The 13,594-nt window shown below is 68.5% G+C and carries 11 protein-coding genes and 2 pseudogenes; 8 read left to right on the forward strand and 5 right to left on the reverse strand.

Annotated elements, in window-relative coordinates:
- The 3 genes and pseudogenes from AAHG03_RS24965 to AAHG03_RS24975 all read left to right on the forward strand — a co-directional run.
- Window positions 1-112: pseudogene (locus AAHG03_RS24965) on the forward strand (IS5/IS1182 family transposase); the annotation flags it as partial.
- 9 nt (window positions 113-121) lie between these two features.
- Window positions 122-466, forward strand: a pseudogene (locus tag AAHG03_RS24970) (ATP-binding cassette domain-containing protein); the annotation flags it as partial.
- Entirely contained in the window at window positions 453-1,883 is a 1,431-nt protein-coding gene (locus AAHG03_RS24975) for an HlyD family type I secretion periplasmic adaptor subunit (RefSeq protein WP_342154150.1), read from the forward strand. The pseudogene AAHG03_RS24970 and the gene AAHG03_RS24975, both read left to right, overlap by 14 nt.
- Window positions 1,884-2,283: 400 nt before the next feature.
- Here AAHG03_RS24975 and AAHG03_RS24980 read toward each other — a convergent pair whose 3' ends face one another.
- Window positions 2,284-6,015, reverse strand: coding sequence for a vitamin B12-dependent ribonucleotide reductase (locus AAHG03_RS24980; protein WP_342154152.1), 3,732 nt, complete (start codon window positions 6,013-6,015; stop codon window positions 2,284-2,286).
- A gap of 497 nt (window positions 6,016-6,512) precedes the next feature.
- On the opposite strand from AAHG03_RS24980, the gene AAHG03_RS24985 reads away from it, so the two are divergent.
- From AAHG03_RS24985 to AAHG03_RS25000, 4 genes are all read left to right on the forward strand, one after another.
- Window positions 6,513-6,929 carry an NADH:ubiquinone oxidoreductase subunit NDUFA12 gene (locus tag AAHG03_RS24985; RefSeq protein ID WP_342154154.1) on the forward strand — a complete coding sequence of 139 codons (417 nt, stop codon included), beginning with the start codon at window positions 6,513-6,515 and terminating at the stop codon, window positions 6,927-6,929.
- Between the two features lie 90 nt (window positions 6,930-7,019).
- Window positions 7,020-8,117, forward strand: a complete 1,098-nt coding sequence (locus AAHG03_RS24990) for an SMP-30/gluconolactonase/LRE family protein (protein ID WP_342154156.1) — start codon at window positions 7,020-7,022, stop codon at window positions 8,115-8,117.
- Window positions 8,118-8,305: 188 nt separating this feature from the next.
- Window positions 8,306-8,617 (forward strand): hypothetical protein, encoded by a 312-nt coding sequence (locus tag AAHG03_RS24995; protein ID WP_342154159.1) that lies wholly within the window; start codon window positions 8,306-8,308, stop codon window positions 8,615-8,617.
- A 156-nt stretch (window positions 8,618-8,773) separates the two neighbouring features.
- Entirely contained in the window at window positions 8,774-9,436 is a 663-nt protein-coding gene (locus AAHG03_RS25000) for a DUF2155 domain-containing protein (RefSeq protein ID WP_342154161.1), read from the forward strand.
- 104 nt (window positions 9,437-9,540) lie between these two features.
- Here the strand turns inward: AAHG03_RS25000 and AAHG03_RS25005 are convergent, their stop codons facing one another.
- Window positions 9,541-10,014, reverse strand: coding sequence for a monooxygenase family protein (locus tag AAHG03_RS25005; RefSeq protein ID WP_342154163.1), 474 nt, complete (start codon window positions 10,012-10,014; stop codon window positions 9,541-9,543).
- Between the two features lie 47 nt (window positions 10,015-10,061).
- On the opposite strand from AAHG03_RS25005, the gene AAHG03_RS25010 reads away from it, so the two are divergent.
- Window positions 10,062-10,817, forward strand: a complete 756-nt coding sequence (locus AAHG03_RS25010; RefSeq protein ID WP_342154165.1) for a TetR/AcrR family transcriptional regulator — start codon at window positions 10,062-10,064, stop codon at window positions 10,815-10,817.
- On the opposite strand, the gene aat is transcribed toward AAHG03_RS25010, so the two are convergent.
- The 3 genes from aat to accB form a co-directional block, all read right to left on the reverse strand.
- The gene (gene aat, locus AAHG03_RS25015) at window positions 10,818-11,495 is read right to left on the reverse strand and encodes a leucyl/phenylalanyl-tRNA--protein transferase (protein WP_342154167.1); all 678 of its coding nucleotides are present in this window, start codon (window positions 11,493-11,495) and stop codon (window positions 10,818-10,820) included.
- Between the two features lie 232 nt (window positions 11,496-11,727).
- Window positions 11,728-13,095, reverse strand: a complete 1,368-nt coding sequence (accC, locus tag AAHG03_RS25020; RefSeq protein ID WP_342154169.1) for an acetyl-CoA carboxylase biotin carboxylase subunit — start codon at window positions 13,093-13,095, stop codon at window positions 11,728-11,730.
- 10 nt (window positions 13,096-13,105) lie between these two features.
- The gene (accB, locus tag AAHG03_RS25025; protein WP_342154171.1) at window positions 13,106-13,582 is read right to left on the reverse strand and encodes an acetyl-CoA carboxylase biotin carboxyl carrier protein; all 477 of its coding nucleotides are present in this window, start codon (window positions 13,580-13,582) and stop codon (window positions 13,106-13,108) included.
- Between the last annotated feature and the right edge of the window lie 12 nt (window positions 13,583-13,594).

The raw sequence follows: 13,594 nt of genomic DNA on the forward strand, positions 1-13,594 counted from the left end.
CAGCAAAATTAAGCACTTCCGTGCGGTCGCGACCCGATACGACAAGGACCCGGAAAACTTCCTTGCCAGCGTCAAGCTCGCCGCCGTCCGCATCTGGCTTCGGATTTTATGAGTCCGCGACCTAGTCGGCGAGCGCGGCGCCTCGCTCTCCGGCGGCCAGCGCCAGCGCATCGCCATCGCCCGCGCGCTGATCGGCGATCCCCGCATCCTCATCCTCGACGAGGCGACGAGCGCGCTCGACTACGAGAGCGAGCGCATCGTGCAGGACAACATGCGCGCCATCGCGCGGGGCCGCACCGTCATCGTCATCGCCCACCGCCTCTCCACCGTGCGCCGGGCCGACCGCATCCTCACCCTCGAAGGCGGACGCCTCGTCGAGGACGGCAGCCACAAAGAACTCGTCGTGCGCGGCGGGCGCTACGCCAACCTCCACCGCATCCAGGGAGGCCTCTATGAGGCGGTCTAACGCGGCCCTCTCGACCGCCGAGGTCGTCCCCTTCCGCCCGCGCCCGGTCCGGCGCAGCGAGGCCGAGTTCCTGCCGGCCGCCCTCGAGATCGTCGAGACGCCGGCCTCGCCGCTGGGGCGCGGCATGGCGCTGGCGATTGCCGGCTTCCTCACCGTCGCCATCGTCTGGGCGAGCTTCGGCGAGGTCGACATCATCGCGACCGCGCAAGGGCGCATCATCCCCACCGGCAAGTCGAAGGTGATCCAGCCCTACGAGACCGGCGTCGTGCGCCGCGTGGCGGTCGCCGACGGCGCGGTGGTGAAGGCCGGCGACGTGCTGGTCGAACTCGACCCCACGACGGACGCCTCCGACGAGACCCGCGCGGCCTTCGGCCTGTCCCAGGACCGGCTCGACATCGCCCGGCTCCAGGCGCTGCTCGCGGGCGACATCGAGGCCTTCAGCCCCGATCCGCAGACCGAGCCGCGCCTCGCCACGATGGCGCGCCGCCAGATGGAGGCGCAAGGGGCCGAGCATCAGGCCCGCCTCGACGGGCTCGACCGGCAGATCGCCCAGAAGCAGGCCGAGGGCCGCGAGATCCGCATCGCGATCGAGCGCGTCACCGCGAGCCTGCCGCTGCTGACCGAGCAGCGCGACATCCGCCAGAGCCTCTTGGCCAACCAGTACGGCTCGCGCCTGACCTACCTGCAGATCCAGCAGCAGGTGGTGGAGAGCCAGCACGAGTTGGAGGCGCAGAAGCAGAAGCGCGAGGAGAACGCGCAAGGGCTCGCCGCCCTCGAGCGCCAGAAGGCGGAAGCGGTCGCCGGCTACCGCAAGGGCCTGCTGACCGATCTCGCCAAGGCCGAACTCTCGGCGAGCGAGCACGGCCAGGAGATCCGCAAGGCTACTTTGCGACGCGAGCTGCGCACCCTGCGCGCGCCCGTCGACGGCACGGTGCAGCAACTCGCGCTCAACACGCTCGGCGGCATCGTCACCCCGGCCCAGCCCCTGATGGTGGTGGTGCCCAAAGGCACCGGCATCGAGATCGAGGCGGCGCTCCCCAACAAGGATGTCGGCTTCGTGCGGAAAGGCCAGCCGGTCGAGGTCAAGGTCGAGACCTTCACCTTCACCCGCTACGGGCTCCTGCACGGCACGGTCTCGGACGTCAGCCACGACGCGATCGCGCCGCAGGACGAGGGCCGCGGCCCCCGCGGCGGCGCCGAGGAGGGCGGGGACGAGAAGAGTCGGCAGGCGCGCCAGCCGACCTACCTCGCCCACGTGACGCTCGCCGACGATCAGGTCGCCACCGAGGACGGGCCGATCGCCCTGGAGCCGGGCATGGCGGTCACCGCCGAGATCAAGACCGGACGGCGCACCGTGATCAGCTATCTCCTGTCGCCGCTGGTCCGCTTCAAGCAGGAGAGCCTGCGCGAGCGGTAGTCGTGGATCATCCCCACAAGACTCGCAGTACATCGCCAGAACCGAAACCCCGGACGGACTCGACCGTCAGGATTTAATGCCTCGACTGTGCTTGTTTTGTTCTTTTCAGTAGGGGGAGGGCGCCGATCGGGCGCCCTCCTTGTTGCTTCTGTCCCGAACGCCCACAGACACAGCGACGATCAGGTGCCCTCTAGGTCGGAAATTCGCCGGTGAGCTTGAGCATCGTCCCGAAAGGTGGTTTCCGGCTTTCGGAAAGAGACGATGTGGCACAAGAAGCTGGACGGTCGTCCTGGGTTCGATATCCAAGACGACCGTCCAGCCTCAGAGCGATGTCAGCGACTCTTACTCCAAGCGCTGCTCACCTTACGCCTTCCTCGACAACGAGAGCGCGGCCGGCGCCTCACGAGCAGCCGGTGGTGCCGCCGCAGGTGTCGCATTTCAGGCAGGTGCCGTTGCGGACCAGCGTGAAGTTCGCGCATTCCGGGCAGGCCTCGCCGACATAGCCCTTCATCTTCGCCTCGGCGCGGCGATCCGCGACGCTGCGCTCCGCCTTCGCTTCCGGCTTGGCGAAGGGCAGGGTCTCGATGCTGCCCAGAGCCTGCGGCTCCGCCTTGAGCGCGGTGGCACCCCGCACCGCGTGGACCGCGCCGGCGGCCGGAGCCGTCTGGCCGGTCGAGGGCGCCGCGACGCCCACCGTCGCGCCGGACGGGCCGCCCTGGATCAGGGTGAGCCGGTCGGCCGAGCCGCGCAGCAGGCCGCGGGAGACGACCGCGGAGGCCGCCGGGGCGGGCTTGCCCGACTCGCGGGTGGTGTCGCCCTCGCCGCCGCCGAGCACCGTGCCGCCGATCTCGGACGGGTTGACGTGGGCGAGGTCCGTGCGGCCGAGATACGACACGGCGAGTTCGCGGAACACGTAGTCGAGCAGCGACGTGGCGTTCTTGATCGCGTCGTTGCCCTGCACGAAGCCCGCCGGCTCGAACCGGGTGAAGGTGAAGGCTTCGACGTATTCCTCCAGCGGCACGCCGTATTGCAGGCCGAGCGAGATCGCGATGGCGAAGTTGTTCATCAGGCTCCGGAAGGTCGCGCCCTCCTTGTGCATGTCGATGAAGATCTCGCCGAGCCGCCCATCCTCGTACTCGCCGGTGCGCAGATAGACCTTGTGCCCGCCGACGACCGCCTTCTGGGTGTAGCCCTTCCGCCGGTCCGGCATCTTCTCCCGCGAGCGGATGCGCTCGATGCGCTCGATGACGCGCTCGACGATCTTTTCGGCGGCGATCGACGCCTTGGCGGCGGCCGGGGCCTGGATGATGGCCTCGACCGCGTCCTCGGCCTCGTCCTCCTCGTCGGCGATGAGCGCGGCGTTGAGCGGCTGCGACAGCTTGGAGCCGTCGCGGTAGAGGGCGTTCGCCTTGAGGGCCAAGCGCCAGGACATCAGGTAGGCCGACTTGCAATCGTCCACCGTGGCGTCGTTGGGCATGTTGATGGTCTTGGAGATCGCCCCCGAGATGAAGGGCTGCGCCGCCGCCATCATGCGGATGTGGCTCTCGACCGAGAGGTAGCGCTTGCCGGTGCGTCCGCACGGGTTGGCGCAATCGAACACCGCGTAGTGCTCACGCTTGAGGAACGGCGCGCCTTCCAGCGTCATCGCCCCGCAGACATGGGTGTTGGCGGCCTCGATGTCTTTGCGAGTGAAGCCGAGGAACGGCAGCAGCTCGAAGGTCGGGTCAGCCAGCTTCTCGGCGGGCACCTTGAGGGTGTCCTTCAAGAAGTCGTCGCCGAGCGTCCAGCGGTTGAACACGAACTTGATGTCGAAGGCGGACTTCAGCCCGGCTTCCACCGCCGCGATCTTCTCATCCGTAAAACCCTTGGCCCGGAGGCTGCCGGGATTGATCGCCGGGGCCTGACCCATCGAGCCGTGGCCGACCGCGTAGGCCTCGATCTCGGCGATCTCGGCCTCGCGGTAGCCGAGCGCCCGCAGGGCGTCGGGCGCGGCTTGGTTGATGATCTTGAAGTAGCCGCCGCCCGCGAGCTTCTTGAACTTCACCAGCGCGAAGTCGGGCTCGATGCCGGTGGTGTCGCAGTCCATCACGAGGCCGATCGTGCCGGTCGGGGCGATCACGGTGGCCTGCGCGTTGCGGTAGCCGTGCTGCTCGCCGAGCGACAGCGCCCGGTCCCAGGCCGCCTTGGCGTGGGCGCCGAGATCGGCCTGCGGGATGTTGGCGTGGTCGAGCGGCACGGGGGCGACGTTGAGGCCCTCGTAGCCCTGGGCCTCGCCGTGGGCCGCGCGGCGGTGGTTGCGGATCACCCGCAGCATGTGGGCCGAGTTCTCGGGGTATTCCGAGAAGGTGCCGAGTTCCTTCGCCATCTCGGCGGAGGTGGCGTAGGCCACGCCCGTCATGATCGCGGTGAGCGCCCCGGCGAGCGCCCGGCCCTTATCGGAATCGTAGGGCAGGCCCATGGTCATCAGCAGGCCGCCGATATTGGCGTAGCCGAGGCCGAGCGTGCGGTACTTGTAGGACAGCTCGGCGATTTCCTTGGAGGGGAACTGCGCCATCATCACCGAGATTTCGAGCACCACCGTCCAGAGGCGGTTGAGGTGCTCGAACGCCTCCACGTCGAAGTGCTTCGTGGCGCGGTCGTACATCGTCAGCAGGTTGGCGGACGCCAGATTGCAGGCGGTGTCGTCGAGGAACATGTACTCGGAGCACGGGTTCGAGGCCCGGATCCGGCCGCCGGTCGGGCAGGTGTGCCAGTCGTTCATCGTGGTGTTGAAGTGCAGGCCCGGATCGGCGGACGCCCAGGCGGCCTCGCCGATCTTTTCCCACAGCTCACGGGCCTTGACGGTCTTGGAGACCTTGCCGGTGGTGCGGGCGGTGAGCGCCCAATCCTCGTCGGCCTCGACGGCGCGCAAGAACTCGTCGGTCAGGGAGACCGAGTTGTTCGAGTTCTGGCCGGCGACGGTGAGGTAGGCCTCGGAATCCCAGTCGGTGTCGTAGACTGGGAACTCGATCTTGGTGAAACCCTGCTTGGCGAACTGCACGACGCGCTTGATGTAGGCGTCCGGCACCATCGCCTTGCGGGCGGCCTTGATCTCGCGCTTGAGCGCCGGGTTGCGCTCGGCGTCGAAGCATGCGTCGCCCTCCGCCTCGCACTGGGTGCAGGCCTTCATCACCGCGGTGAGGTGCTTGGAGACGACCTTGGAGCCGGTGACGAGCGCGGCGACCTTCTGCTCCTCCTTCACCTTCCAGTCGATGAAGGCCTCGATGTCCGGGTGATCGATATCGACGATCACCATCTTGGCGGCGCGCCGCGTGGTGCCGCCGGACTTGATCGCGCCCGCGGCCCGGTCACCGATCTTGAGGAACGACATCAGGCCCGACGACTTGCCGCCGCCGCCGAGCTTCTCGTTCTCGGCGCGCAGCATCGAGAAGTTGGAGCCGGTGCCGGAGCCGTACTTGAACAGGCGCGCCTCGCGCACCCACAGGTCCATGATGCCGCCCTCGTTGACGAGGTCGTCCTGCACGCCCTGGATGAAACAGGCATGCGGCTGCGGGTGCTCGTAGGACGAGGCGGACTTGGTGAGTTCGCCCGTGCGGTAGTCGCAGTAATAGTGGCCCTGGCTCGGGCCATCGATGCCGTAGGCCCAGTGCAGGCCGGTGTTGAACCATTGCGGCGAGTTCGGCGCCACCATCTGCTTGGCCAGCATGAAGCGCAGCTCGTCCTGGAACGCCGAGGCGTCCTCTTCCGACGAGAAGTAGCCGCCCTTCCAGCCCCAATAGGTCCAGCAGCCGGCGAGCCGGTCGAACACCTGGGTGGACGAAATCTCGGAGACGAAGCGCTCGTCCTCGGGCAGTTCGGCGAGCGCGGCTTCATCCGGCACCGAGCGCCACAGGAACGAGGGAACGCTGTTCTCCTCGATCTTCTTCAGGCGGCCCGGGACGCCGGCCTTCCGGAAATACTTCTGGGCCAGCACGTCGGCGGCGACCTGGCTCCAGCTCTCGGGCACCGAGATGCCGGCGAGCCGGAAGACCACCGAGCCGTCGGGGTTGCGGATTTCGCTCACCGCCTCGCGGAACGCGATGGCAGCGTAGGGAGACTGGCCGGCCGTGGTGTAACGCCGCTCGAACCGCATGAATCATTTCCCCATGAGACGCGTGGAAGCGCCCGGTGCGGGAGGTGCGCACCGTGTCAGGATGGAAAGCAGGATGTCCGCTCCGGCCGCGTGACCCTCGCACGAAACCGTTCGATCGGTGCGCGAGCCGGGCTTTTTAACCCGGCGCCGACCCGTCCGAAGCGATGCCCGAACCTTAAGGCCCGGCTGCCTCTGACGTCAATAACTAGTGCCGGCTACCCGTGTTCCGCGCTAGATGTAGTGGTTCCGGGGATAATCCTGTGGATATCGCGGCCGTTCCGCTAAGTGCCGTTTCGGCCTGCCGGAATCCGCCGCGAATTATTTTGGATTCACAGGCAACCGCGCCGGCCCGGCCGACGGCATGGTAAACGGCCGTTCGGAACTCCGGGCGGCGTGCCGAAAATGCGACAGATGCGGGGTCCGGCTGGACGCCGCGTCCGGCCTGCCGCATAACGCGCGCATCCGTGAACGAGCCGGCCCGCGCGCCGGGAGGAACCATGGCCCTCAAGGACACGCTGCTGCGCATCTTCACTTGGTGGAACGGGCAGACCGTGTCGCTCGCCCTCGTCACCGCGCGCAGCGGGCAGTTCGTCGGCACGGACGAACTCGGCAACAAGTACTACAAGGCGCAGGGGCCCCTGATCGACCGCTCGGTCGGCCCGGAGCGGCGCTGGGTGGTCTATAACGGCTACGCCGACGCCTCCCGCGTGCCCCCCGGCTGGCGCGCATGGCTGTGCCACAACGGCGACGTGCCCCCGAGCGAGGAGGATTACCGCCCGCGCGAGTGGCAGAAGCCCCACGAGGAGAACCTGACCGGCACGGCCGCGGCCTACCGGCCGAAGGGCTCGCAGCTCTCCTGGGGCGCCCGCCCCGCCGCGACCGGCGACTACGTGCCGTGGACTCCCGGCGAGTGAGCGATTCCGTGATCGCCCGGAGCCAGCCCTGAACTGAACCGATCCGGGGCTCCGGCCTTTCCCTCCACGACCCAGGTGGAGGAGTTTTCGATGCGGGCGATCACGATGGCGGCGCTGCTGTGCCTCGGCGCAGGCGTGGCGCAGGCGCAGGAGGCGGACACGCAGGCCCCGGCCGAGCTGACGCCGGTGCTGAAATCCGAAACCCTCGTCTTCAACGGCATCACCCGGACAAAGGACGGGCGGCTGTTCTCGCCGTTCCAGCGCCAGCAGAAGGACAAGGGCCTCCAGCTCGGCGAGTGGATCGACGGCAAGCCGCAGGCCTATCCGGACACCGCGTGGAACGGCTGGAAGACCGGCGACGACGCATCGAAGGCGTTCGTCGGCGCCAACGCGATCCGCATCGGGCCCGACGGCGACCTGTGGGTGGTGGACAAGGGCGCGGCCGAACTCGGCGGGGCGCCGCTGCCCGGCGGGCCGAAGCTGGTGCAGATCGATCTGTCCGCCAACAAGGTCCGCAAGGTGTGGCCCCTCGAAGCCGCGACGACGCAAAAGAGCTTCATCGACGATTTCCGCTTCAACGGCCGCAAGGTCTATCTCACCGATGCCGGCCAGCCCGGCCTGATCGTGCTCGACCTCGACGATCGCTCGCTGCGGCGCGTCCTCGACGGGCATCCCTCCACGGTGTCCCAGCGCCCGCTCACCGGCGAGAACAAGGTGCTGTTGAGCGAGAAGGACCAGCCGATCGCGATCCACGCCGACCAGCTCGAAGTCTCGCCGGACGGCAAGTTTTTCTACTACCAAGCCTGCACCGGGCCGCTCTACCGGATCGAGACCAAGTGGCTCGACGACAGGAACGTGAGCGACGCCGAGCGCGGCCAACACGTCGAGCTCTTCGCCGCCACGGTCTCGACCGGCGGCACGGCGATCGACGGCGACGGCAACATCTACGCCTCCGACACCGACAATCTGCGCATCCTCAAGTTCGCGCCCGACGGCACGCAGAGCACGCTGGTGCAGGACCCGCGGCTGGTGTGGGGCGACGCGATGTGGATCGACGAGGAAGGGGGGCTGTGGATTCCCGCCGCGCAGATGAACCGCAGCAAGGCGATGAACGGCGGCACCAACAAAATCGCGTTCCCGACGACGATCTTCCGCATGGCGATCGGCGCCAAACCGGTGCGGAACTGAGCCTCTTACAGGCGTCGCCGTTACCCCGGATCGTCTGCCGGCCGCGAAACGATGCGTTTCGCGAGCGCGTGCGGACGATGCTCTCAATTCTTGTGCCGCATCGGCTTTTTCCGAAAGCCGGTTCCCACCTTTCGGGCCGATGCTCTATCCTCGACGGCGGATCATGACGGGCTCGGAAGCCATTCGACATGAAGAACATTCAAATCATCGATGGCGCGTTGAATTGCAGCTACGACATATTTTCCGCCACGGACGAAGAGTTCAAGGCGATCTTTCCGGGCGAATTCCAGGACGTGGAATTCATTGAGGATGTGGTCGCCCGCGCTGATGGTGCACGCCTCGATGCGATGTTCGCCGCGATCTGGCAACGGCCGGTCGACAAGCCGTCCGTGCGAGGCATCCACGGGACGCTGTTTTACGAAATGGAACACAGGAAGAAGCACTACCCCACGAAGCGGTCGTGCGAGATGGTGACCGGGCTTGACGCCGACGTGGGCTGATCCCTCGATTTCGCCAAATCTGCCAACACGTGGGCGGCGTCGAGAGGCGGGACGGGCGGCCTCCGTCGCTCGGGCCGCCCTTTTTCCACCACCCTTCCGGTGTTTACGGCGGACCATGCCGTCCGCACGATGCGGGCCTTGTCTCAAGAGGGCGCCTTGAGCCGCATCTCGACCCCATCGTTGCGCCGGACCGCGCTCGCCGCTTGTGCCTTGTGCGTCGCCGCGCTGCCGGCCTCGGCCGACAAGATCAAGAACCCGACCGCGGTGTTCTCCGGGCTCGACAAGATCACCGGGCGGATCGTGACGTTCGAGGTCGCCATCGACGAGACGGTGCAGTTCGGCGCGCTGCAGATGACGCCGCGGGTGTGCTACTCGCGCCCCCCGACCGAGACGCCCAAGACCACCGCCTTCCTCGAAGTCGACGAGGTGACGCTCGACAGCAAGTACCGGCGCATCTTCACCGGCTGGATGTTCGCGTCGAGCCCGGGGCTGCACGCCATCGAGCACCCGATCTACGACGTGTGGCTGACCGATTGTAAGGGCGGCACCGACGTGATCGCCGAGGCCAAGGAGCAGGAGGACGTGCCCGCGCTCGCCTCCCGCCAGGAGAAGCCCGGCCGCAAGAAGGGCGGCGACCCGACGAAGACCGCCCAGCAGGTCAACCAGGCCGGCCAGGTCGATGTCGAGGGGCCGCGCGGCGTGCCGGTCCAGCCGAAGCAGAAGCCCTCGCGAAAGTTCTTCCCGAACAACGAGGGCCCGGCCCCGGCCCCCCCGCCGCCGCGCGAGCCGCAGAACTTCTTCGACGCGCTGTTCCGGTAACGGGTTTCGAAAGGGCGAGCCCTTTCGCGGGTGCAGGGTGGAACCCTGCAAGAGGGCCACATCGGCTTTTCCGAGAGCCGGTTCCCACCTCTTGGACTGATGCTCTAACCTGCGAGCCGCTGCCGCGAACTCATGAACGGCCCATCGGGCTTGCGGGAGCCGGCGAAGCGCGCGAGCCCGATGGGGTTCGGCAGGCCGACATAGATCGCCTCCATCCCGCCCGAGAAGCGGTAGGCCTCGTGCCAGAAGGCGGTGCCGCCGGAGCGGTCGCGCCCGAACGTCCGCCACCACGTCCGGTGCGGGTCGGAGCGGGTGAAGGTCTCCAGGCTCTCCAGATCGCGCCAGTACTGGCGCATGCCGACATGGTTGAGGCCGAACACGAGGTTCTCGTGGACCAAGAGGCCCTCGGGCATCTCCCGCTGGATGCCCATGAGCCCGCGGCCGATGCCGAACAAAGCCAGCAGGCCCCGCCACGTGCCGACCCGGAAGCCGAGATAGACCACGACGAGATCGGGATAGCCGGAGAGATCGACCGATTCCCGGTCGAGTCGCGTCTCTTGCGCCGCATCCGCCCGCATGGCACCACCTCCATGTTTACACCGTCACCATAAAGGCGGCGCGTACAGTGTCAACATCGCGGCCGGCGAAGGCCGGCTATCATCACGGCGAGCTGCGCGAGGCCCTGGTCGCGGCCGGGCTCGCGATCCTGGAGGAGGGGGGCGACCCGGCCTCGCTCGGCCTGCGGGAGGCGGCGCGCCGGGCCGGCGTCTCGGCGATGGCGCCCTACCGGCACTTTTCCGACAAGGACGCGCTGCTGGCCGCGGTCGCGACGGTGGGGTTCGAGCGGCTGCGGGTTGATCTGGAGGCGGCGGATCGCAGGGTCTCTCCTCCCCCTTGTGGGGAGGAGCCGGAGGTGGGGGTGGTTCAGGATGAGGCGAAGGCGGTGCCTCCTGCACCACCCCCACCCCGAACCCCTCCCCACAAGGGGGAGGGGACCCGCGCTGGATCCGGTGTCGTTGAGACGGCGGCAGCCGATAGCCGGGCGGGGCAGGCCGCGCTGATCGCCCAGGGCGTCGCCTACGTCGGCTTCGCCGCAGCCAATCCCGGACTGTTCCGGCTGATGTTCCGCAGTTGCTCGGCCGCGCCGCCGGAAGCGCTGGCGCAGGCGTCGTCCGCTGCCTTCGGCGTGCTCGCCGCCCGCGTCGCGACGCAAGTGCCCGCGGAGCACGCGGCGGACGAGGCCCTGCGGTGCTGGGCGCTGGTGCACGGGATGGCGGTGCTGGCGCTCGACGGGTTGTTCGGCGCGAAGCTTCGCGAAAACCGTCCGGCCGTCGTCGCCCTGGCGGAGCGGCTGCTCGCCCTCGATGCACGCGGTCGCTGATCAGCCCGGCGCGTCGCGCCCGAGTCCGAGATCGGCCAGAGCCTCCTGGCCCGAAAACACCCGCGCCGGGTCGCCCCAATCGGCCCGGTCGGCGGCGGCCTCGGTGAGCCGGCGCTTGTAGACGTGGCGGGGCACCTCCTCGACGCCGAACTGGCTGAGATGGTCGGTGAGGAACTGCGTGTCGGCCAGCCGAAAGCCGCCGCGGCGCAGGCGCGCTACGAGGTGGACGAGGGCGACCTTCGAGGCGTCGCGGGCCTCGTGGAACATGCTCTCGCCGAAGAACGCGGCGCCGAGGCAGACGCCGTAGAGCCCGCCCACGAGCCGGCCCGCCTGATAGACCTCGATCGTGTGGCAGGCGCCGCGGTCGTAGAGGGCGCCGTAGAGGTCGCGGATGCGGCCGTTGATCCACGTGCGGTCGGTGTCGCGGCGCGGCGCGGCGCAGCCGTCGATCACCGCCTCGAAATCGCGGTCGGTCGCGACCTCGAACACGTCGGAGCGGACGGTGCGGGCGAGGCGCTTGGGGACATGGAACCGGTCGAGGGGCAGGACGCCGCGCGCCCGCGGCTCGACCCAGTAGATCGTCGGGTCGTCGGCATCCTCCGCCATCGGGAAGATGCCCGCCGCGTAGGCCTTGAGCAGGATGTCGGGCGTGATGTCCACGGAAGTCCTGTCGTGCATCGGGAAGGTTGTCGCTCCGGCCGCGTCCGAACGCCAGCCCCATCCTCCACCGCCGTCATTCCGGGGCGCGAAGCGAACCCGGAATCCACGACTGGCCGCGACGCACACCGTAAGCCGCGCATCACGGGTGGATTCCGGGTTCTCGCCTTTGGCGAGCCCCGGAATGACGGTGGGGGCCATGAAAAAGCCGGCCCTGGGATGGGGCCGGCTCTCGTCTCCTCGGCTGGATCGATCAGCGCTTCGGGTCGGCCTCCGCCAAGCCCTCGCGCTCCAGGAACCCTTCGAGCCAGTGGATGTCGTAATCACCGTTCTGGACGTCGGTGTTGCGCACCAGCGTGCGGAACAGCGGCAGGGTGGTGTCGATGCCGTCGACGACGAATTCGTCGAGGGCGCGGCGCAGGCGCATCAGGCACTCGTTGCGGGTGCGCCCGTGCACGATCAGCTTGCCGATCAGCGAATCGTAGTTCGGCGGGATGCGGTAGCCCTGGAAGGCCGCCGAATCGACGCGCACGCCGAGGCCGCCGGGCGGATGGAAGTAGGTGATCAGCCCGGGCGAGGGGCGGAAGGTCGCCGGGTGCTCGGCGTTGATCCGGCACTCGATGGCGTGGCCCTCGACCCGGATGTCCTCCTGGGCGACCGACAGCCCGCCGCCGGCCGCGACCCGGATCTGCTCGTTGACGAGATCGATCCCGGTGATCATCTCGGTGACGGGGTGCTCCACTTGGATGCGGGTGTTCATCTCGATGAAGTAGAACCGCCCGTCCTCGTAGAGGAACTCGATGGTGCCGGCGCCGATGTAGCCGAGCTGGCGCATGGCGTTGGCGCAGATGCCGCCGATCTCGGCGCGCATCTCCGCGTTGAGCGCAGGCGAGCCGCCCTCTTCCCAGACCTTCTGGTGGCGGCGCTGGAGCGAGCAGTCGCGCTCGGCCAGATGCACGGCGCCGCCGCGGCCGTCGCCGAGGATCTGCACCTCGATGTGGCGGGGCTTGGTCAGGTACTTTTCGAGATAGACCGCGTCGTCGCCGAAGGCCGCCTTGGCCTCGGTGCGGGCCATGGTGAGCGCCTGTTCGAGGTCGGCCTCGGTGCGGGCGACCTTCATGCCGCGCCCGCCGCCGCCGGAGGCCGCCTTCACCAGCACCGGATAGCCGATCTCGGCGGCGACCCGCTTGGCCTCGTCGGTGTCGGTGATGCCGCCCTCCGAGCCCGGCACGCAGGGGATGCCCAGCGCCTTGGCCGTGCGCTTGGCCTCGATCTTGTCGCCCATCACTCGGATGTGCTCGGCCTTGGGGCCGATGAAGCCGATGTTGTGGTGGGCCAGCACCTCGGCAAAGCGCGCGTTCTCGGACAGGAAGCCGTAGCCCGGATGGACCGCGTCCGCGCCCGTGATCTCGCAGGCGGCGATGATCGAGGGGATGTTGAGGTAGCTGTCGCGGGCGGTCGGCGGGCCGATGCAGACGCTCTCGTCGGCGAGCCGCACGTGCATGGCGTCGGCATCCGCCGTCGAGTGGACGGCCACCGTGCTGATGCCGAGTTCCTTGGCCGCGCGCAGGATGCGCAGGGCGATCTCGCCGCGGTTGGCGATCAGGATTTTGTCGAACATCCGCCGGCCATCACTCGAGGACGAGAAGGGCTTCGCCGTACTCGACGGGCATGCCGTCCTCGACGAAGATCGCGGTGATGGTGCCGGCGCGGGGCGCCACGATGTCGTTGAAGGTCTTCATCGCCTCGATGAGCAGGAGCTTGTCGCCGGCCTGGACCCGCGCGCCGACCTCGACGAAGGGCTTCGCCTCGGGCGAGGGCCGCAGGTAGGCGGTGCCGACCATCGGCGAGGGTACGGCGCCGGGATGGCCCGCGCCGGCCTTGGCCGGGGCCGGGGCCAGAGCGGCGGGAATCGCCGCGGGCGCGGGCGCCGCCGCGGCCATGGCGGGGGCGGGCGGGGCCACTTGGACCGCGACCGTCTCGATCTTGCGGGCGACGCGGATGCGCAGGTCGCCCTTCTCCACCTCGATCTCGGTCAGATCGGTCTCGGCGACCATCTTGGCGAGTTCGCGCACCAGATCGGGATCGAAGGGTTCGTTTTTGGCCATCGGCTCTTGGTT

It is taken from the genome of Methylorubrum subtropicum (genome assembly GCF_038442325.1).
GTDB lineage: Bacteria > Pseudomonadota > Alphaproteobacteria > Rhizobiales > Beijerinckiaceae > Methylobacterium > Methylobacterium subtropicum.